The sequence below is a fragment of the Parafrankia sp. EUN1f genome, from assembly GCF_000177675.1.
Taxonomy (GTDB): Bacteria; Actinomycetota; Actinomycetes; order Frankiales; family Frankiaceae; genus Parafrankia.
The window spans coordinates 1-18,278 of the sequence record NZ_ADGX01000166.1 but is presented as its reverse complement, the minus strand read 5'-3'; the positions used below and the strand labels follow the sequence as shown (position 1 = coordinate 18,278).

Annotated in this window: 19 protein-coding genes and 1 pseudogene; all 20 read right to left on the bottom strand. The window is 69.8% G+C overall.

Features of this window, described 5'->3' with window-relative positions; all coding sequences use genetic code 11:
* A pseudogene (locus FREUN1FDRAFT_RS32130) lies at positions 1-1,748 on the bottom strand (hypothetical protein); the annotation flags it as partial.
* Positions 1,749-2,181: 433 nt separating this feature from the next.
* Positions 2,182-2,730, bottom strand: coding sequence for a hypothetical protein (locus tag FREUN1FDRAFT_RS32125; RefSeq protein ID WP_006544508.1), 549 nt, complete (start codon positions 2,728-2,730; stop codon positions 2,182-2,184).
* Complete coding sequence (locus FREUN1FDRAFT_RS32120) at positions 2,727-3,179, bottom strand: phage tail tube protein (protein WP_006544507.1); 453 nt, start codon at positions 3,177-3,179, stop codon at positions 2,727-2,729. The genes FREUN1FDRAFT_RS32125 and FREUN1FDRAFT_RS32120 overlap by 4 nt, the downstream gene beginning before the upstream one ends.
* Before the next feature lie 70 nt (positions 3,180-3,249).
* Positions 3,250-3,678, bottom strand: coding sequence for a minor capsid protein (locus FREUN1FDRAFT_RS32115; RefSeq protein ID WP_006544506.1), 429 nt, complete (start codon positions 3,676-3,678; stop codon positions 3,250-3,252).
* On the bottom strand, positions 3,678-4,022 hold the full coding sequence (locus FREUN1FDRAFT_RS32110; protein ID WP_006544505.1) for a hypothetical protein: 345 nt from the start codon (positions 4,020-4,022) through the stop codon (positions 3,678-3,680). Before FREUN1FDRAFT_RS32110 ends, FREUN1FDRAFT_RS32115 begins: the two co-directional genes overlap by 1 nt.
* Before the next feature lie 13 nt (positions 4,023-4,035).
* On the bottom strand, positions 4,036-4,368 hold the full coding sequence (locus FREUN1FDRAFT_RS32105) for a hypothetical protein (RefSeq protein WP_006544504.1): 333 nt from the start codon (positions 4,366-4,368) through the stop codon (positions 4,036-4,038).
* 554 nt (positions 4,369-4,922) lie between these two features.
* Positions 4,923-5,624 carry a hypothetical protein gene (locus FREUN1FDRAFT_RS43175; protein ID WP_006544502.1) on the bottom strand — a complete coding sequence of 234 codons (702 nt, stop codon included), beginning with the start codon at positions 5,622-5,624 and terminating at the stop codon, positions 4,923-4,925.
* A 13-nt stretch (positions 5,625-5,637) separates the two neighbouring features.
* Entirely contained in the window at positions 5,638-5,763 is a 126-nt protein-coding gene (locus FREUN1FDRAFT_RS47565; protein WP_006544501.1) for a hypothetical protein, read from the bottom strand.
* A gap of 10 nt (positions 5,764-5,773) precedes the next feature.
* On the bottom strand, positions 5,774-8,080 hold the full coding sequence (locus tag FREUN1FDRAFT_RS32095) for a N,N-dimethylformamidase beta subunit family domain-containing protein (protein WP_006544500.1): 2,307 nt from the start codon (positions 8,078-8,080) through the stop codon (positions 5,774-5,776).
* Complete coding sequence (locus tag FREUN1FDRAFT_RS32090; protein WP_006544499.1) at positions 8,081-9,106, bottom strand: hypothetical protein; 1,026 nt, start codon at positions 9,104-9,106, stop codon at positions 8,081-8,083. It abuts the gene before it with no gap.
* A gap of 3 nt (positions 9,107-9,109) precedes the next feature.
* A complete protein-coding gene (locus FREUN1FDRAFT_RS32085) occupies positions 9,110-9,448 on the bottom strand; it encodes a hypothetical protein (RefSeq protein WP_006544498.1) in 339 nt (112 codons plus the stop codon).
* 3 nt (positions 9,449-9,451) lie between these two features.
* The gene (locus tag FREUN1FDRAFT_RS32080) at positions 9,452-9,820 is read right to left on the bottom strand and encodes a hypothetical protein (protein WP_006544497.1); all 369 of its coding nucleotides are present in this window, start codon (positions 9,818-9,820) and stop codon (positions 9,452-9,454) included.
* 88 nt (positions 9,821-9,908) lie between these two features.
* Entirely contained in the window at positions 9,909-10,742 is an 834-nt protein-coding gene (locus tag FREUN1FDRAFT_RS32075; RefSeq protein ID WP_006544496.1) for a phage capsid protein, read from the bottom strand.
* A gap of 40 nt (positions 10,743-10,782) precedes the next feature.
* Entirely contained in the window at positions 10,783-11,691 is a 909-nt protein-coding gene (locus FREUN1FDRAFT_RS32070) for a hypothetical protein (RefSeq protein ID WP_006544495.1), read from the bottom strand.
* Positions 11,692-11,777: 86 nt separating this feature from the next.
* Complete coding sequence (locus FREUN1FDRAFT_RS44475; protein ID WP_006544494.1) at positions 11,778-12,149, bottom strand: hypothetical protein; 372 nt, start codon at positions 12,147-12,149, stop codon at positions 11,778-11,780.
* A gap of 13 nt (positions 12,150-12,162) precedes the next feature.
* Positions 12,163-12,495, bottom strand: coding sequence for a hypothetical protein (locus FREUN1FDRAFT_RS32065; RefSeq protein WP_050796128.1), 333 nt, complete (start codon positions 12,493-12,495; stop codon positions 12,163-12,165).
* A gap of 27 nt (positions 12,496-12,522) precedes the next feature.
* On the bottom strand, positions 12,523-16,053 hold the full coding sequence (locus tag FREUN1FDRAFT_RS32060; protein WP_006544492.1) for a hypothetical protein: 3,531 nt from the start codon (positions 16,051-16,053) through the stop codon (positions 12,523-12,525).
* Between the two features lie 23 nt (positions 16,054-16,076).
* Entirely contained in the window at positions 16,077-17,246 is a 1,170-nt protein-coding gene (locus FREUN1FDRAFT_RS40350) for a phage minor capsid protein (RefSeq protein ID WP_006544491.1), read from the bottom strand.
* Positions 17,247-17,264: 18 nt separating this feature from the next.
* Entirely contained in the window at positions 17,265-17,417 is a 153-nt protein-coding gene (locus FREUN1FDRAFT_RS44470) for a hypothetical protein (protein ID WP_006544490.1), read from the bottom strand.
* Between the two features lie 11 nt (positions 17,418-17,428).
* Positions 17,429-18,250 (bottom strand): hypothetical protein, encoded by an 822-nt coding sequence (locus FREUN1FDRAFT_RS32050; RefSeq protein WP_006544489.1) that lies wholly within the window; start codon positions 18,248-18,250, stop codon positions 17,429-17,431.
* Positions 18,251-18,278 lie beyond the last annotated feature (28 nt).

The following is an 18,278-nucleotide window of genomic DNA, read 5'->3' as shown; positions in this document are numbered from 1 at the left end:
CCTATCAGCTGCAGGAAGACCCCGACCAGCTGACCGACCATCGGGAGAAGTGGTGCTATCGCAACAAAGACCTTGCCGAGCGCCTGAGCGATCATGAAGATCGTCGGTTCGAGCGCCTTCATGATCTCCGAAAGGCCCTTACCGAAGGCCACCGCCAACTGCCCGACCGGCTTCGCCAATTCGGTGAGAGCGGGGCCCATCAGCCCGACCGCGCCCAGGATCTTCAGGAACGGACCGAGGGGGCCGGTCGCGAAAAGCATGAAGATGGGCATCAGTTCCGTGAACATCGGCGCAAGCTGCTGGATGCTGGGTAGCAGCTGCTCAAGCACCTTGAACACGGTCTCAAGGGCGGAACCGAGAGTTCCGGAGAAAGCTGCCGCCAGCTGGCGGACAATCTCAAGGACGGCCTTGTTCTCCGTGAATCTGAGAAACGCGGAAGAGAGCGACTCCAGCGTGTTGAGGACACCGCCGCCGCTACTCGAAAAGGCACCGAGAAGGTTCCCGAAACCCTTGCCGATGTCTTCGACGATCCTGCCCAGCTGCTTCAGGTTGAGGACAGCTGTCTCGATCCACCCGGTCATATCGCCGCTTTGGTTCGCGCGATCCGCCCAGTCGGTGAACCTGCCGGTGATTATGAGCAGGGAGTTGGACATTTCTCGGAGGATCGGTGCCCCTGCCGCACCTATCGAGAACAGTCCGCGGACAACGTTGCCGAGGGCGCCGAACAGGTTGCCGGTCGCTACGGCGTTGTTGTCCATGATCTTTGTCAGGTCGGCCTGGAACTGGGCCGTGGAGAACACCCTCCCGGCCTGCTCCGCCATACCGCCGATCTCCAGGGCGGTCTTCCGGATCCCCTCTTCGAGGATGGGGAGGTTCGGCAGCAGACCCTTGATGCCGGCGGTCATGCCTGGGAACATTTCCGACGCGGCCTCTTTGAGCCGGTCGAACTGCGGCTTCAGCCCGACCAGGAATTTCACGAACGCCTGCGTCTTCGCCGGCAGGTCTTTCAGTGCATCGGCGTAGGCGTCGACACCGCCGGCGGCCGAGGCCGCGGACTGCTCGCGGGCGGACTGCAGGCTGCGCTCCGCCTGCTCGACCGCGTGCAGCGCGTCCCGGACGCTGCGCTGCCCGTCGAGCTGCGTCTCTACGATGGCGGCGGCCGACTCCTGCACACGCTCCTGTGCGGCGACGACCTCGTCCGAACCGTCGACGCCCTTCGCGGTCGCGTCGGCCAGTTCGGCCTTGTTCTTCCCGATCTCCTCGCGGGTGTCAGCAAGGGCGTTTTTCGCCCTTTCATAGCCGAGGATGGCCCGCTCACGGTCGTCCGCGGTGGATGTGCCGGACCCCTGCACCCGGGCGAGCTCGCGTTCGGCATCCCGCAGTGACAGCGCCGCTTCCCGCTCGTCGAGGCTGCCCCGCTCGACTTCCCGGCGCAGATCCTCCAACCGCTGCAGCGCGTCCTCACGGGCCCGGTTCAGGTCCCGCTGCGCGGCGGCGGCTTCCCGCTGGGCCGAGACGTTGTTCCGCTCCGCCTGCTGCATCGCCTCGGCTGCCCGCTCACGCGACAGCATCAGCGACCATTCGGCGTCTTTGATCGCCTGCGCGCGCTGCTTGGCTGCGGCGGCCGTGTCCCCGCCGCCGCCACCACCGCCGCCGCCCTTGGCCGCTTTCATGCCGGCGGACAGGGCGGATCCGACCCCGCTGAAAGCGAGCTTCAGCGTGCCGAAGGCCTGCGCGAGACCCATCACGGCGGGCACCGCGAGCAGCGCCGCGGGGGCGATCGACCCGAGGACGGCGCCGGCACCGGAAAGGGTCTGCAGCGCCGACGCGGCGGCGCCGGCGTAGGAGACGATCGACCCGAGGCCCTGGCCGAACATTTTGAACATCGAGCCGGCCGAGGTGAGTCCGCGCGTGAACCTGGACGTGTCCAGGTCCAAGGTGGCGAACAGCCTGCCGACGTTGACCCCACCCCCGCCGGAGCGGGTGAACCGGCCACGGGCATCACGCGCCTGCCCTGCCATGGGATACCTCCCGGGTCAGGTCACATGCGTGTGGAGATCAGATGGCGGATGGCGTCGTCGTCGCGGAGCACCTTGGGTGCCCGGCGGACCATCTGCCGGTACACCGCATCCGGCGACAGGCCGCCGAGAAGCCAGCAGAAATGCCGCCAGGACAGGCCGGCTATCTCCGACGCGCTGAGGTGGTACTCGCGCGCGAAGTCCGCGACGACGAACGGCCAGAAGCGGATCCACGGGGGCTGTTCGCCGCGCGGCGCTCCGCCCGGTTGGTAGGGCGGGCGGCGTTCTGCTCGGCAACGAGCTCCGCGGCCTCGGCGAACGTCACCCGCCTACCGGCGCCGTTGGCCATGCCCCACGCGCAGATGACGGGGAACTGGTTCGACGTGATCCCGGCGTCGATCCACTGCTCGAACACGTCCGCGCCGAAGATCAGCGTGACGACACGGTCAACGTCGTCGCTGGTCAGCTGGCCCGCGTCCCGCTGAACGATGGCCTCCACTTCCAGCGGCAGATCGGTCGGGACTTCGACCTCCACGCCGAGGATCCGCGCGCGGCGGACCTCCGGCTCGACACCGTGCTCGGCCCAGTAGACGTCAAAGTCTTCGATCTCGTCCCGGTCGTCCCGGTCGTCCCGGTCAGAGGGTTCGATCTCGTCCGGGTCGACTCGCGTCTCGTCGTCGTCGCCCACCACGCGGCCCGCGTTGCGGTTCACGGGGCACTCGCCGTCGTGCTCGCGCCGGTGCGGGTGAACGTGCATGACCAGCCGGTCATGTCGTTGTTGCCGCCGCCCTGCTCCCCGATGGAGACGATGACGTCCCAGATCTTCCAGACGCTTTCCATCGGGTGGCGGAAGCGGATCCGGCCTACCGAGTCTTCGGCGAGGCTGTCGGCGAGAACTTCGATGCGGGCCTGGCCGGCGTCCTGGACCCCTGTCGCATGGTCCTTGATCATCTTGCCTTCGCCGGCCATCGACTTGCCGATCTGCATCTTGCGCGACTCCGCGTTGCCGTTGGAGTCGTAGGTCGTGGTGTCGGTGGTCTCCTCACCCTCGGCCGGGTTGACCGTCCATGAGGTGATGCCCTTGACGGGCAGATAGGTGGACCCGTCCGCGGCCCTGACCTGCACGATCAGGCTCCGCGCCGGGATCTGGATAGCTGTCATGCCGGCTCCAGAAACGCGAAAACCCCGCCAGGTGGCGGGGTCGATGGGTGGAGAGGGGGAAGGGAGGGGGCTAGTAGCGGTGCGCGGTTGGCGCGGCGATGTCGCAGGTCACCGTGATGACCCACTGCCAACGTCCGGACTCGTCCGGAGCGGACGGGATCGGCTGGCCGTCGCACACCGCCAGGCCGAGCCAGGTGCCATCGGGCAGCGTCAGGTTTTCCAGGCCCTGCAGCGCCGAATAGCAGTCCTTGGCGATCTGCCATGAGGTCCGCGGGTCACGGTCTCCCCGAACCCGGACCTGCAACCCGGGGTTGTCCCAGGGCAGTGCGCTGTCCGAATGGCCGCCGGTGGCGGTGAGTACCGCAACCGCGAGATCCGGGGAGGTGGGGAGCTGCTCGACTGTCACACCGATCTGGGTGTCCGCGTAGATGCCGCCCGGCTCCCAGCTCAGGCCGGGGACGGTGGTGCCGAGCAGCTCGGCGACACCCGCGGACAGCATCAGGTCGCCCGGCCCAGATCGACCACCCCGACGACGACGGTTGTCGACGACGACAGGTCGATGTACACGTAGCCGTCGTTCTGCCGGTAGATGCTGGCCCGGGTGTCGATCAGCCGGGACGCGCCGGCTGCGACGGTCACGGTCCGGTCGGGGACGGTCAGGCCGTCGACGGTGCCGTTGGCTCGCACGGTGACCGTGATCGACGCCCCGGAACCGTTGCGGACGCAGAACATCCGCGATGTCGAGTACGTGAACTGGTGCCCGTTGGCTGCGTCCCCGGACGACGGGAACGGGTCGACGCCCGTAGGGGTGAGAGTGCCCGCGGAAATGTCGGTGCGCGCCATGGCGGTGAGCTCCTCACTGGAGGGTGATTTCGAGGTGATCGGGGGTGGGGAGACCTCCGCCGTCACGGCGGTTGGAGGTGAGGACCCGCGCCCGGGGCGCCATCACCGACCCGTCGGCCGCGAAGATCGTCACCATCGACTCGGCCGGGCAGACGGTGCCCAGCGAAAACCACACGGTGGTGTTCGCGGTGACCCGTTTCGACTCGCGGTCGACGGTGAGGGTGCGCCGGTGCTCGGCGAAGCAGCGGACCGTCACCGCGGGGCCGTGTACCGGGCCGTACGCGCCGGCCCCCTGGTAGGGCTCGATCGCCGCGGTGAACCGCAGCAGGAACTCAGGCAGATCCACGGGGCTCCCCTGTGTCGCCGGTCACTGGTTGGGGGCTGGCCGCCGCGGGCGCACATACAACCCGGGGCGCCCGCCGGCGGTACCGTGGGCGGCGAAAGCGCGGCCGAGTCCTGCTAGCGGGCGAAACGGGTCCGAGGCCTCGCCTGGGCAGCACGGTCGACACAGCGAGGACCCCGCCGTGGCCGGCCGCCCGCGATGGGAGTGGCATGGAAGAGGCCGCCGCGCCGACGTCCTGGTGCGGACATCCAGACCCGCACGCCGCACACGGTGACTGCGTGGGTGTCGCGCGCGCGATCTGGCTCCCTGGCGGTCAGGTGTGGCTCGAACCCGTCACGCCCCACTTCGGCGCTTTCCCTGACGCTGCGGTGGCCAGCATTCCGAGCAGGCCCAGCCATGACGATCTCGCCCGCGCGTATCGCCGGGGTGCCCCCTGCCTCTGCGGCTATGACGGTGAGTGGTGGCAGTGCGTCAACGGCGCCGTGTACGGACCATGCGAGGCGGAGAACTGCGGCGGCCTGTGCCAGTACACGGGGGGCTGCCCCTGCCCCTGCCACTCACCCCGTGGTGATCGGGTAGAGCGGGAGGAGCCCGGCGGCCCGAAGTGTGGTGAACGCTTCGGGGGCCATCCGGTCCGCGGCGGTGGGGACACCACCTGACGCGGCCCCACCACCCCGGGACAGCGAGACGGATCCGATCGACATCGACGGGAAAGCCGTGGTCACCCCGTGCGGGTCACCGGTGAGGGCCCACCAGCGGACCTGCTGACAGACCGCCCGCATCAGCGCGCGGGCCACCTTCGGATCGGTCGGGAGCTCGGTGTCTTCGTCGACGTCGTACACGGCGCCGACCAGCAGATCGTCGACCAGCTCGGAAGCATCCGACAGCTTCCGGACGACGTCGCCGGGCGGAACCTGGCCGGTTACCTGCCGATAGTCGGCAGGGGTCGCGTACACCGGCGCGTACACCGCGGTGTCGAGGAGGGAGCTTTCGACGTCCCATTCGAACCCGATCCGGTCGTGCGGGGTGGTCGTCAGGTACTCGGCGGTGTGCCGGCCGGCCGCGGTGTTGGTGTGCAGATACAGGTACGTGCCGGCGCTGGTGCGGGTGAGCCCCCCGGCCGCGACCACGATCAGTGTGCCGTCCGGCAGCTTGATCGTCAGCATGATCGACGCCGGGTCGACCAGCACGTCGGCCGCGTCCCGCACCAGCGTGCGGAGCTCGGTCACCCCACCGATCGGAAACAGGTCAGCGGCCACAGCACAGCTCCAATCAGACGACGGTGACGGCGAGACCACCGCGGCGACTGACCGCCGCCGCGAGAGATCCGCGGGTCGGTTCGAGCTCGTCACCGCCACGCGGCCAGTAGGACGTGAACGCGGCAAGGAACGGATCCACGGCAACCTCCTCAGATGCGGATCGGCCCGCAGCTGGCCCCGACCGGGGTCAGCCCGTACGCCGACATGGGCCGGGCCGCGCCCGGGGATGACGGGGCGGTGCTGTCCGTTCCGGGCTGCATGACGCGCAGCGTGGTCGGCTGCGCATCAAGGTCGGCGAGCATGCAGACGACAAAGTTCTGCAGGTCCGGAACGGGGGTGGCGCCCGAGTTGAACACGTTGTTGTACCAGCGACCCATACCAGCCCAGGGAAGCTGCCACGTTCCCGCGGCGAACACCTTCGCACCCGATTGCAGCTGTGCGAGCTGCATATGGTGTGTGCGACTCCCGGTGCTGGTGTACGGCGGGCCGTTGGGGCCGGCGCCGGTGGTGATACTGAACGTGGTGGCCGACAGTGCCACCCGGTTCACCGGCTCGGAAACGTCGAACCCGTCGAAATCGGCCTCGTACCCGATACCGCTGGTGAAGGTGGAATCCCCGGCCGCACTGTTCCGCCAGCACGGCAGCGTCTTGTACGAGCTGGGCACAACCAGGTTCTGGTTCAGCGGCCCGGACGCCCCGAAATAGCCGAGAATGTCGATCATTTCGGGCAGGCGGTATGGGTTGAACGGGCTGGCCAGTCTGCGGGTATCCCGCCAGATCCCCGTGTACTCGACCGGGTCGACCAGGGTGGTTCCGTCGAAGCCCGCGCTGAGGTAGCTGTCCTTGTAGCAGTACATGATCCGCGGGTTGGTGTCCGAGTCGAACCGCACCCGCCAGTGCATGATGTTCGCACCGAAGACGGCCAGGTTCACCCGGGCCGCGAGAGCATTGTTCAGGCAACGCCGCATTGCCAACGAGTAATACTCCTGGTGTCCGGCCATGACGATGAGCCGGCTGCCATTGAGCAGATACGGATCCGTCCCCAGATCGGTGTCGGCGTAGTATTCGAGGTCATACCCCATCGCCTCAAGGAACTGGATCAGGCCGTAGAACGAATCCATGAACCAGGTCTGTTTGCGGCCGGTGAGCGTCCCGAAAGGCCGGTTGAACGACACCGCGTAGCAGCGATGCCCGATCTGATCGTCCTGGTTAGCGCCGTACAGGCTGCGACCCGTTCCGGTGGTGGTGTCGCTGGTCGCACCGAACGGGTTGTAGGCGTGAGCCGTGGCGGCAGGCCAGATGACGGTGACTTTGCCTCGCTGCCGTTTCGCAGGCTTGACCACGAAAGGCACCTGGAAGAACGAGCTTCCGGTGTTGAACAGCGCGACGTAGAAACCGGACTGGGCGTAGCTGGGAACCGTCCATGCCACGTTGTTCGTCCACGCGCAGGACGTGGATCCCAGCGTGCTGTGCACCGTGGGTGCCGGCTGGCTCTGCGTGGTGCAGGTCGGGGAAGCGACCAGTCGGGCGCCCATCAGGTCGGATCCCTGATGGGCGAGCCGGTAGACGTTGCAGGTGAACGCGGCCCCGCCGCTGTCGACCGCGAAGTTGATCGTGGAGCCGGCGGCGACGGAGTGCCGATCCGAGTAGCCGGCGATCACCCCTGACAGGGCGGTGGATGAGACTGTCCAGGTGGTGTAGTAGTCGCCGGCCTCCCTGTTGGCGACCACCACCGGGTTGGGGGCTGCCTGGCCGGAGATGACGGTCGGCTGGCCGCTGGTGTCCGTGTAGTACCAGCAGGCCATATAGATGCCCAGGCCGCTGTTACCGGTGGAGCTCTCCTGCCGGTAGGTTCCGGTCGTGCCCGACCATGGCCACGCTTCCGCAGCCTTGACGTCGGCGATTCCGTGGGCGGAGTAGAACTGCCGGCCGGCGCCGGTGGCGGTGCCGACGTGCACAAGCTCCGCATGGGGGCTCATCGCCAGGGGCCGGGCGCCGGCGGTGGTCGAGTTGTCGACGACAACCGAGCCGATCATCACCGCGTCGCCGGTGAGTACCGCGCTGGCGGCGGCGGACGCCCGGCGGGTGGCCACGGTCTGGGTGATGTACGAGTTCGAGGTGACCGCGGTGGCGAACGTGACCGCGGCGGCGAACTCCAGCACGGTGATCCGCGCGGACTGGCTCGCGGCACTGAGATGAACATTGAGAGTCGTGGTGCCGGTCGGCACCGACCCGTCGTGGCAGGACTCCTCGACGTTGCCGAGCGAACGTTCCGTGCGCTTGGTGAGCGATGTGCCGCCCGAGCTGCCGATCTGCACCGTCGCGACCGCGCCGGCGTTGACCGCGACGACCACGAACGCCCCGGCCTGGGTGGCCTGCGGCAAGGTGACAGTGACGTCGGTGACGCCGGCAGTCCCCGCGTGATACTGCGTGTACGCCGGCTGGTTGAGGCGCATTTACACCGCCGCGGACAGCAGCAGTGAGAAGCCGAGCTCTGCGGCCACGGCGTCGCTGTCGGCCTGCACGATCGCCGGGGCGACGATCTGGCCGGCGGTGAGGGTGACGGAGCCGGCGGCCGGCGCACCGGACACGGCGGTGACCTGCCCGACGGTGATCGTCGGCCGGTTGGCGGTGACCCCGGTGAAGATGCTGGTGCCGTTGACGGTGATGTCACCGATGACCGAGGTTCCGGTCGGCGCGGTGACCACCCAGATCCGAACCCCGACGATCGTCCACGTCCGGGACGCGATCCAGACCCCGCCACCCGAGAAGATCGTGACCACACCGCTGCGGGAGAACGGCACCTCGTACGGGATGGTGTGGGTGTGCGAGGTCGACGCCTTGCCGTCGAGCGCGGCCTGAACCGCCGTGCTGATCGGCTTGTTCGCGTCGGACGTGTTGTCAACGTTGCCCAGGCCAACATCCGACTTGGACACGGCAAGATCGGCTTTGACCTGCGCGATGCTGCGGTTCACCCACAGGCCGCTCTTGCGCTGGACAAAGTCATCGTTGTTCGGGGTGAGGCTGGCGAACGCGGTCAGGTCGTCGTCGGCCGGCTGGTACGGGTGGCTGTGAACATCCGCCTTGCCTGCCAGCGCGGCCGTGACCGCGCTCGACGTGGGCGCGCCGATCGACGCAGGGGTGACCGGGTCGGCCCCGTTCGCGGCGTGCTGCGCGGCGTGGGCGCCGGCGGCGACGTCACCGGCGCCGGTGCCCACGTCCAAGGTGGCCGCGTCTCCCAGCGTGGCGGCCAGGGCTGCCGTCGCCGCGGCGGCGGTTCCAGCAGCGTCGAACGCGCCGGCCGGCTGTGTCGCTGCGGATCCGAGACCGAGCGTGGCCCGGACGTCGGCCGCGCCGAGGCCGGGTTCCTCCTCGTCGACGAGCAGGGCCCGGTTGGCGACCCACGCCAGTGCCTCGTGATGGTCGTCATGGCCGGATGTGAGCCCTGAGACCTCCTCCTGCACCGGACGTGGGTCAGCCATCGGTCAGCCCCCGAATCGCTCGATCAGGTCGGCCTTCGTCATCGCGTCGGCCTCGTCGACGGAGATGCCGGTCGTGCGCACCGCGAACCCGACCCAGTCGGCCTTCGTGGCGTTGCGGTGCGGCGGGAGCTCCCGCGTCAGCGGCGCGGGTGGCCCCGGGGTCGCGTCCGCCTCGTCATCCGCCTCCGGCGGGCGGTACCAGGACGCCGGGCCCGGCTGGGATGCCTGCCGGACCAGGCCCTTCGCCATCTGGTAGGCGAGGACCTCGGTCAGCGGCCAGTCGTGCTCGTGCGTGCGCCCGCCGTACTCCAGGAAGACGGTCTGCGGTGTCCGGTCGGCCATGAGTCAGGCCGCCTTCGGGAGCCGGAACGCGGTGATGGTCCCGGCGTGGGACGTCTCCACGTCGATCCACATCGTTCCGTCGGACCGCAGGAATCGGCCGCTCTCGAACGGGCCAATGAACTGCACACCCGTGGTGGCCGCGATGGAGACGGTGAGGTCGCCGAGACCCTTCGCCCACGCGGGCGGGTAGGTCCCAGCCTTGATGGTGAGGGTGTGCGCGGACCCGTCCGTGTTCGTGACCCGCAGGAGGGTGTATTCCGGATCCGCCGCGTTGATCACGTGGTCGTTCGTCGCGTCGAGCGCGGTGCCCGCGGGCTGCGCGAGGTTTCCGTTCGACACAAGGTTGCTGTAGGCCACAGCAGTACGAGCCATGAAAAGCTCCAGGAGAGAAAGAGGCTGAAGAGCGGCAAGCGGGCCGGAGAAGCGACTCCTCCGGCCCGCCAGGGAATGCGGAGAGAAATCAGGTCTGCGACGCGATTACCGTCGCGAGACCCTCCGGACGCAGCACCTTCGCGCCGTACACGGCGAGGCCACGCATCCAGTCCCCGAAACGCTTCTCGGACCGCCCCGCCTCGGTCTTCATCATCTGCTGCGCGAACGTCATCGCCCGGTTCGTGCCGGCGATCACGGCGTAGTCGTCGCCCGTCACCAGCGGCACGTTGTTGCTCATCCGAATGTCGAATCCCAGCGCCCGCCCGACACGGCCGTTGTAAAGCGGCTCGGTCGAGTTCGAGTTCTGGTAGTTGACGAACTTCGAGTTTTCGAGAAGCAGGGAGTGGTACCACGGCGGGACAACCACCCACCGGCCCGCAGTGGGGATGTTCGCCTCGTCCAGCTTCAGGCTGAGCAGCCGCAGCTGGGTGTACGCCAGGTCGGCGGTGGTGACGGAGACCGTACCGAGCTGGTTGGCGGTGTTGACCTGCGTGTACAGCCCGGCGACGAACTGGTCGACGGTGTCCGCGAGGGCGTAAGAAGCCTCCGCCATCGCCTCCGAAACCACGCTGGCGCGGGCCTGGGCCGCATCGACGTCGTCGATGGTGAAACCCCAGTACTTTTCCTGGTCGACCACCAGCGTCCTTTGCGCGTCGGTCAGCTCCTCGTAGCTGATATCCGTGTTGCGCGCGTAGGTGCTGATCGACGGCCGGGAAATCGAGGTGATACGCACGGTGTCACCCGCGGCGCGAATCTCACCCTCGTAATCCCGGTTACACAGCTCGGCGTAGACCAGGTTCTTCTTGATGGATTCGAGGAGAGCCGCAACCCAGATCTGCGGCTTGAAACGCACAATCGCCATTGGCGGTTTTCCATTTCAGGCGGGAAAGGCGCCCGGGGTGTTACAGGAGATGGTCCAACTCGCCGTTCAGGCGAGCGGTGTTGATCTCCTCCGGGCTCATGTGGTCGAGATCCGCCTCAGTGATCAGCTGCGGGTTGCCGGCGCCGCCGGGCATATCCGCGCTGGACCGGGCGGGGACCGGAGCGGGCGCCTGGCCCTGTCCTGCCGGTGAGAGTGCGAAGCGCGGGTTCTCGTCGAGGAAGTCGGCGACCAGGTCGTTGACCTTCTCGGCGAAGTCCTCGCTGAACGGGTCGAGCTTGTCGAGCTTCGCGGTGAACTTGCCGCTGTCGAGCAGGCCGTCGACGTCCGCACCCGCGCGGAACGCGGCACGCCCTGCATGCCGCTCCAGGTGGGACTGCCGGGCCTCATCCGCCGCGGTACCGAGGATCTCGGTCACCGAGTCGGGGGTGATGTCGGTCGGGTCCAGGTCGAGCGCCTCGGCCATGGTGGAAACGAGGGCGTCGTACCGGTCGGATGCGTCGCGGGCGCGTACGCGATGGCCGGCGTTCTCGTCGCGGAGCCGACCGACCAGGTTCTGTACGGAGCGGGGTAGCGGCTCCCGGCCGCCGTCGTCGCCGTCGAGCCCGTCGGTGTCGTAGTCGTCGCGGGCCCGTCCGCGAGAGCGGGCACGCTGGCGCGGCGCGGGATCGCTGTCCCAGCCGTCGCCGTCGTCGTCCTGCGGCGCGGGCCTGCGTGCAGGCATGTCCGCCGGGCTCGGCCGGCGTGCCGGGGCAGGCTGGGTGAACTGGGGGGCGGCCGGCACCTGGCCGGCGTAGGGGTCCGCCCATCCGGCCGGCACCTGCGGTGCGGACGGAGCGGCGGGAATGTTCTGCGCGGGGGCAATCACCACCTGACCCGGCTGGTCAGCCGGGGCGGTCGGCGGGGTCGTGGGCGGGACGGGAGTGGTCACAAAGCCCTCCTGGGGCTGGACATGAGAAAAGCCCGGCACCAGGCCGGGCCTTGAAAGCGGATTGGAAAGTGACGGGCAGGCTTGACTCAGCTCGCGGGGGCTGGGCGCCTGCGAGGCGGCGGGTTACGCCGCACCGGGGGCCGCGGTGGGCGGTTCTCTGCCCGGTCCTCCCGTTCCCGCCGGCGCAGCTCATCGACGCGGGACTCGCGGAGCCGGGCCAGCTGGCCGGCACGGTGCACGACCCGGTCTGTGCGGGTGGTCCGGTTCCGCCGCTGCCCGCTGGGGCTGGTGGACTGTCGGGCCTCGCGTCGCTCCGCACCCCGGACTTCCTTGTAGGTGGTGCTGGCGCGGCGTACCGACGCGGCGCCAGCACCTTGCCGGCCGTGGGTGCGGTAATACTCGGTCAGCCCGCGGGCGATCGCCGCGCGGGTAGCCGGGGAGATGAAACGACGGGCCATTGCTGGCGCCCTTTCAGTGAAATAGGCGGCGCAGCTCGCCAGCGATGATTGCCGTAAGGGTCATCGGCTCGGCGACGCTGGTGATGTATTTCGCGGTGCGGCCTGGCGCATGGTGGAAATCAAGCCGCTCGTGCTGCACCATGCCGTACGGGGTGCCGTACACGATGGATGCGGAACCGCCGTCCAGCTCGACCTTCCCGGACCTTTGAAGGGTGCCCTCGTCGAGCGGGACCACGGCCTGTGTGCGTGCGAACCAGGAATAGGCGGCCCGTTTGACCGCCTGGCGGCGGACCATCGGCACCCGGCTGATGATCCGGTTTCCGGTCCACTCGGAACGGACCCTCACCCCGCCAGACATCGGCTACCCCCCGGGTCAGCTGCGCGCGTCGGCGATGAGCCGGCCGATCAGATCCGCCTTCGACATGGCCGACCATGCGGGGACACCGCGGCGCATTCCGACCGCCCGAACCTGCGCGGTGGACATGCCGTTGAGGGTGCGACGGGCCTTCGCCCCGCCCTGGGCGAGTTCCCGGGTGGCGGAGATGACGGCCGGGGATGCGGCCTCCTGGTAGGCGGCCGACTCGGCCTTGCCGGACCAGCGGGCGCCCTGCTGCCTGCTGGCCATCTCTGCGACCAGCTCGCCGTGCCGCATCGTGTCCCAGCCGGTGATCCGCGGGTTCTCCATCCGGCCGGCGGCCACCCGAAGCCGGGCCGGGTCGCTGTCCGCAAGGGCGATGACAGTGCTGTCCCGCCTGCCCTCGGCCGGCGTAGCCAGCATGCTGGTGATCCGGTCGACGTCCGCCCGCGCGTTGGGCCCGAACGCCGCGTAACGGCGGTCCGCGTCCTCACGTGACCCGGGTACCGCGGGCATCACATGCAAGTCTGGATGGTCTGCGGGCAGGGTGTCGCGGGTGATCGTGTCGACGATCTGCCTGCGGGTCGGGTTCTTCTCCGGGAGACCGTCACGGCCAGGAACCCGGATATTCTTGCGCCACACGAAATCCTTGAGTTCCCACTCGCTCAGTTCCCCGAGGGCTTTTTCGATGCCGGCACGGTCCGTCGCCGCGTCGATCCCGGCTTTCACCCGGGCCTGAGCCCGCATCTGCGCCTCATGGCGGACCATGCCCTCCCGGTGGGAGATCAGCGCGGCGGCGAGGTCCTCCCGAGGGCCCACGCGGAGCATCTTCGCCTTGGCAAGCTCCCGAAGATCCGCGTCGGAGACCCCTCGTAGAGCTTCCCGCATCTCGGGTGCGGTGCGGGCCCCGTCCAGCCGGGCACCGGCGTCCTTCGCGCGTGCGGCGCGTTTCTCGGCCGCCGCCGCTTCCTGCGCGGCCTTCTCCTTGCGCTTGGCTGCGAGTGGCCCGCCGTCGAAGCGGGTGTTCGACCCAGTGTCGATCTTGTACTTCTTCGCGACGATCTCGTGTGCCCGCTGGTTGATGTAGGCGTCCCGCCCGCCGGCCGCGTCGATCGTCGCGGACTGCTCGGGAGTGAGGTCTTCCGCGTTGGCTATCTCCCGGGCGAGGCGGGCCCGGTTCTCCCGGTACTCCCTCTTTGCCGCGTCGGAGGGTTCCTTCGCCTTCTTCTGCCTGGCAAGGATCGGAAGGTTCGCGGCGATCGCACGGTCCTGCGCCCGCTGCCGGCTACCCGCGGTCTTCTCGTTCACGGCCAGGTCGGCGAACATGTCGGCCTGGCCGTCGATGTGATCGGAGGCCTCCCACAGGTCGCTGAGCTTGTACTGCTCGACAAGGAAGTCACGGGTGTTGCCGCCACGCTGGTAGATCCCGACGGTGACCCATCCGGCGTCCGGCGTCCCGAAGACTCGTCCGGGCCCGTCGGGGGTTTCGACCATGCCGGCACGGTCACTGATGCGCCGCAGGTCGGCGGCGGTCAATGTCGGTGTGCCGGATGGTCGGGTCTGCGGCTGCCGGGCCGGTAGCGCACCGGTCGGCGTGTCACCTGCTGGCGGGGCCGGGTCGACACGGACAGGCTTCTGCGGAGTGGGCCGGGTGACCTGGTTTCCGCCCGAGGTCTGGCGGCCGTCACGGCGGGTCGCGGACGGCGCGGCGTTCCGCGTCGGGGTCTTGCGTGGCGTCTCAGCGGCGAACGCCCGCCCGCGGGGGGTGAGCTGTCCCGCATCGTCGATCAGTCCGAGCTCACGCGCGCGGGTGAGCGTCGCCGGGCGTGCGGACACGGCCGGGTTCGCGCTCTTGCGCTTCAGGTACCCGGCGACGGTCTTTTCTGCCTGCCGGAACGCCCGAATCTCGTCCGCTGTCGGAGCCGGGGTGTCGGCATGGTTGTCCGTACCCGGGCCGACGACTGGGGTGGGGCGGGGCGGGGTCGGGTCGGAGACGTCCCGCTCGTGCCGGGTCGGCTTCGGCTCAGGCGTGGCGGTGCCGCGGCCGGCGAGCCTGGCGCGCTGCTTCCGCTCGGCATCCCGGTCGAATCCCAGATCGCCGTCGCCGACCTCGTGCATTGCGTCGCGGCGGAACCTCGGGCCCAGGGTGACGTTGACGAGCCCCTCGACCATCCGGGCCTTGTTGCCGGCGGGCAGCGAGATGTTGTGTTCCTTCGCGAACGCCCGCAGGTCTGCGACCTTGACGTCGCCGAGCATCTCCTCCGCAGCCTGCCGGTTGGAGGCTGCGTGCAGCTCGTCCATGGTCGGCATCGGCCGGGTACCCCGCGCGGTGCGGGCACGGGCGGGCTTGGGCGGGGTGGGCGGTTCGGGGCGGGCCGGGCCGGCACCGAGCTCCGTACCCTGGCGCAACGCCCGTTCCCGCTGTGCGCGGGCATGGTCGGCGTTGTACCCGAGATCGCCGTCGCCAGCTTCGGTCATCGCCCTGGTCCGAATCTGGGCGGCGAGTGCCTGACGGGCCAGACTCCCGGCCATCTCCGCCTTGGTGCCCCGGCCCGCGGTCAGTCCGTTGGCCTTCGCCCACTCGCGGAGCTCGCCGGCCTTCATGGTGGCGAGCAGCGCCGCGGCGGCGTCCGGGTCACCGGTCGCCTTCACCGCGTCGAGCGTCAGCGCCCCACCCGGCGCCGGCGTGGGCGTAGGGGTGGACTTTTCGGCGCCGGCGCGGGCGGCGGCACGCTTCGCCTGAGACCGCTCGTACGCGGCCCGGGTGTGCCGGCCACCGAGGTTTGTATCCGCGGTGATGTTGTTCTCGGCCGCGTAGTCGCCCGTGCGGATCTGCGCGGCGAGCTCGTCCCATGCCGCCCGGTCGTCCGGGTGCGCGTTGCTCTCGGCAATCGACGCTTCCATGCGGTCACGGGACGCGTGGTGATCCGCGGCGTTGGCGCGGGCGTTCGCCAGCTCGTGGGGGTCGGCGTCGGGCTGACGCTCCAACTGCGCGGCGTACTCCTCCGCACGGACGGTCCGGGCGTACTGCTGGGCGAGCTCGTCGGCGTCCTTGCGGCGGCTGGTGTCGCTGACCCGGGCCGGTGGCTGCGGGGTGGGCTCCGCCGCGTCGCCGCCGCGGGTGGCCCGCTGCTGCTGCCGCTGGTCACGTTCCAATGCGCGGCGGAGGTTGGCGACACCACCGCGGCCCCGGACGGGTGCCGGGTCGAGCCCCATCCGGCGCAGTTCCGCCACCTGCTGGTCACGTTCCTGGGCCTGGTTGTAGCGGCCGACCGTGCGGCGCAGCGCATCGGCGGGGCCGCCCTGCCGGGTCTGCCTGCCGGCCGGGGGCTGCGGGGTGGGATCGGTGACGTCGTTGGCGCGCCCGCCGGTGGGGCCTGTGGTGCCGGGTCGGGTGCCGCCGATCTTCGCGTTCCGGTGCAGGTGGCAGCGCATCCCCGGTGCGGCAACCGGGTTCTGGCAGGGCATCCCGTTGTCCTTCGGGAAACCGCACTTCGCGCCGCTGCTGCGGGACATGCGGGTGAGCGCGGATGCGCGGCCACGGGACACGAGAACGCTCCAACCGGGGGTGTTCAGATGGCGCGGACATGCCTGCCGGACGGCAGGTCGTACACGCCGATGAGCTGCTCGCGGCGCGCCTGGCGCCTCTGTTCGGGATGGGTCGCGAGGAAGTCGCGGATGTCTTTCTGCCTGCGGCGGATGTCCTGCCTGGCTGCGGTGCGGGCCGTGTCGGTGACGGCGACGGCCTCGCGGAGTCTCGCGCGGCGTACCCGCCGCTCGAGCTCACGTTGCCGTTGCCGGTCCTTGTAGCCCTGCGGGTCGTAGTCGGCCCGGTCGATGTGCACCCCGCGGACCCAGGGGGCGAGATTGTGGCGACAGTTGGCGTGAAACAGACCTGCGGCCATGGCCTGGGTAACCGTTCCGGCGAGCGTCACCCCGCGCGGCGCCGGGACGCCGTCGCGTAGGGCGAGGATCCGGCCCTCGAACGGGGCACACACTGGGCAGCCGTGCGGGATACGCGGGACGAACGCCAGGTCGATCCCGTCTGCCCGGTACCGGTCCAAGGCTCCGGCGATGGCGGCGCGCTGGGTCGCGGTCCGCATCGCCATCTCGACGTACGTGGCCAAGTTCCAGTTGCGGCCTGCCCGGTCGACAAACCCGCTGACGCCCTGGGCGGCGAGCCGGTCGAGGGCATGCTGCGACGCCTGCAGCCGGGTCAGATCACCGGTCAGCACAGGCGTGTACGTCTCGGCGATCACCCGCCGGTACGCATCGTCAACGCTGCGGAGGACCTGCGGATGTACCTCGCCGTGCAGCCGCGCCAGCAGGTTCCGGACGAGCTCGTCGGGCGGGCCGGGAAGCGGCGACCGGTCGCGGCCGGGTGGTGTTGGCGGGCGGGTGGTGCCGGGCGGGGTGTCGGGCAGGCCGTAGTCGTCGCCCGGCTGCCCTTGGCGTTCACGGCGCCGTGCGGCGTCCGTCTCGCGTGCGGCCTGCTCGGCGCCGGCCTGGTAGGCCTCCACGATCAGCCGCGGTATCTCGTGCTTGTTCTCGGCTTCGAGCCGGGCGAGGAGTCGGCGGCCGAGTGCGCGCAGCGGGCCGAGGTGGGCCAGCGCGCGGGCTATGTCCCCACCGGCCGATGCGAGCGCGGAGGCGATCCGACGCAGCAGGCTTTCCTCTGCGCGGCGGTAGCGGCGCCCTACCGGGCCGGCGTGGGGTGTGCCGTCATCCGGGGAGGGAGGCACACGGCCTCCCAGGTGCTGCTACTGGCCGCGGCCCTTCAGCCAGCGGTCGTACTGGTCATATCCCTCGTCGCCCGGGTACAGGACTGTGACACCGTCGCCGGTGAACCCGTCGCCCTGGACCGTGGCGGGGACTTCGATGCCACCGTCGGGCTTACGCTCAGCTACTGCCATAGCTGATGATGTTAGGCCAACGTGTCGAACCATTCACCGATGTCCCGTCCAAGATCCCAGGCGGCTGCCCGTTCCCGCGGTGTGCCGGTCGGGGCGCCGAGCTCGTCGGCGATGCGGAGTGCCCGGTCGGGGGCGTCGCGGTACAGCGCCCACTGGGCGTACGACTCGGCGAAGGTCTCTCGTGCCCCGCGCATGCGATCGCCGGGGGGTTCCTGCGCGAAGTAGGGCAGAAGCTGGCCGCGCCGTGCCGCCCGCCGGGCCATGTTCCGGAACGGGTGGCGGGGATGCTGCGACACCCAGTGCAGGCTGTCGTCGAACGCATGGCCGAACTCGTGGGCGGCCATCGAGCCGGACCGGGCCCGGTTCGCGGTCATCGAGATGACCCGCTCCACGTTGAAGTACATGCCGGCGGCGTCGTCGGTGCGGCCATCAGCGAACTTGCGGCGCATCTCGTCCCGGTCGAGCACGTCGAGCACATGGGGCCGGTCGGCCATGTAGATGCCGCCACCGTCGTACTCGGCGAACCATGCGGCGAGCCGGCGCAGATGCTGCGGCGGCAACCGGTCGAGGTCGACCAGATGCTGCCGGATCGCCGGATGGTCGCGGTCTTCGACGTGCAGCCGGTCCCCGAAGTAGCCGCGTAGCCGAGCCTCTGCGGCGTCGGCCTGCGCACGTGTCGGACCTGCCGTAGCTGGGCGGCCTGCCCGGTGGCGGCCGGCGGCGTTGGCCGCGCCACCAACGCCGTTCTGCCGCGCGAACCGGCCTCGCCGGTCCCGGCGGACCTGAGACTCACGGAAGACGCGGAGCGCGGACGCGCGACCCCGGGGCGGCACAGGGCCTCCCGTGGGTCAGATCAGCGCG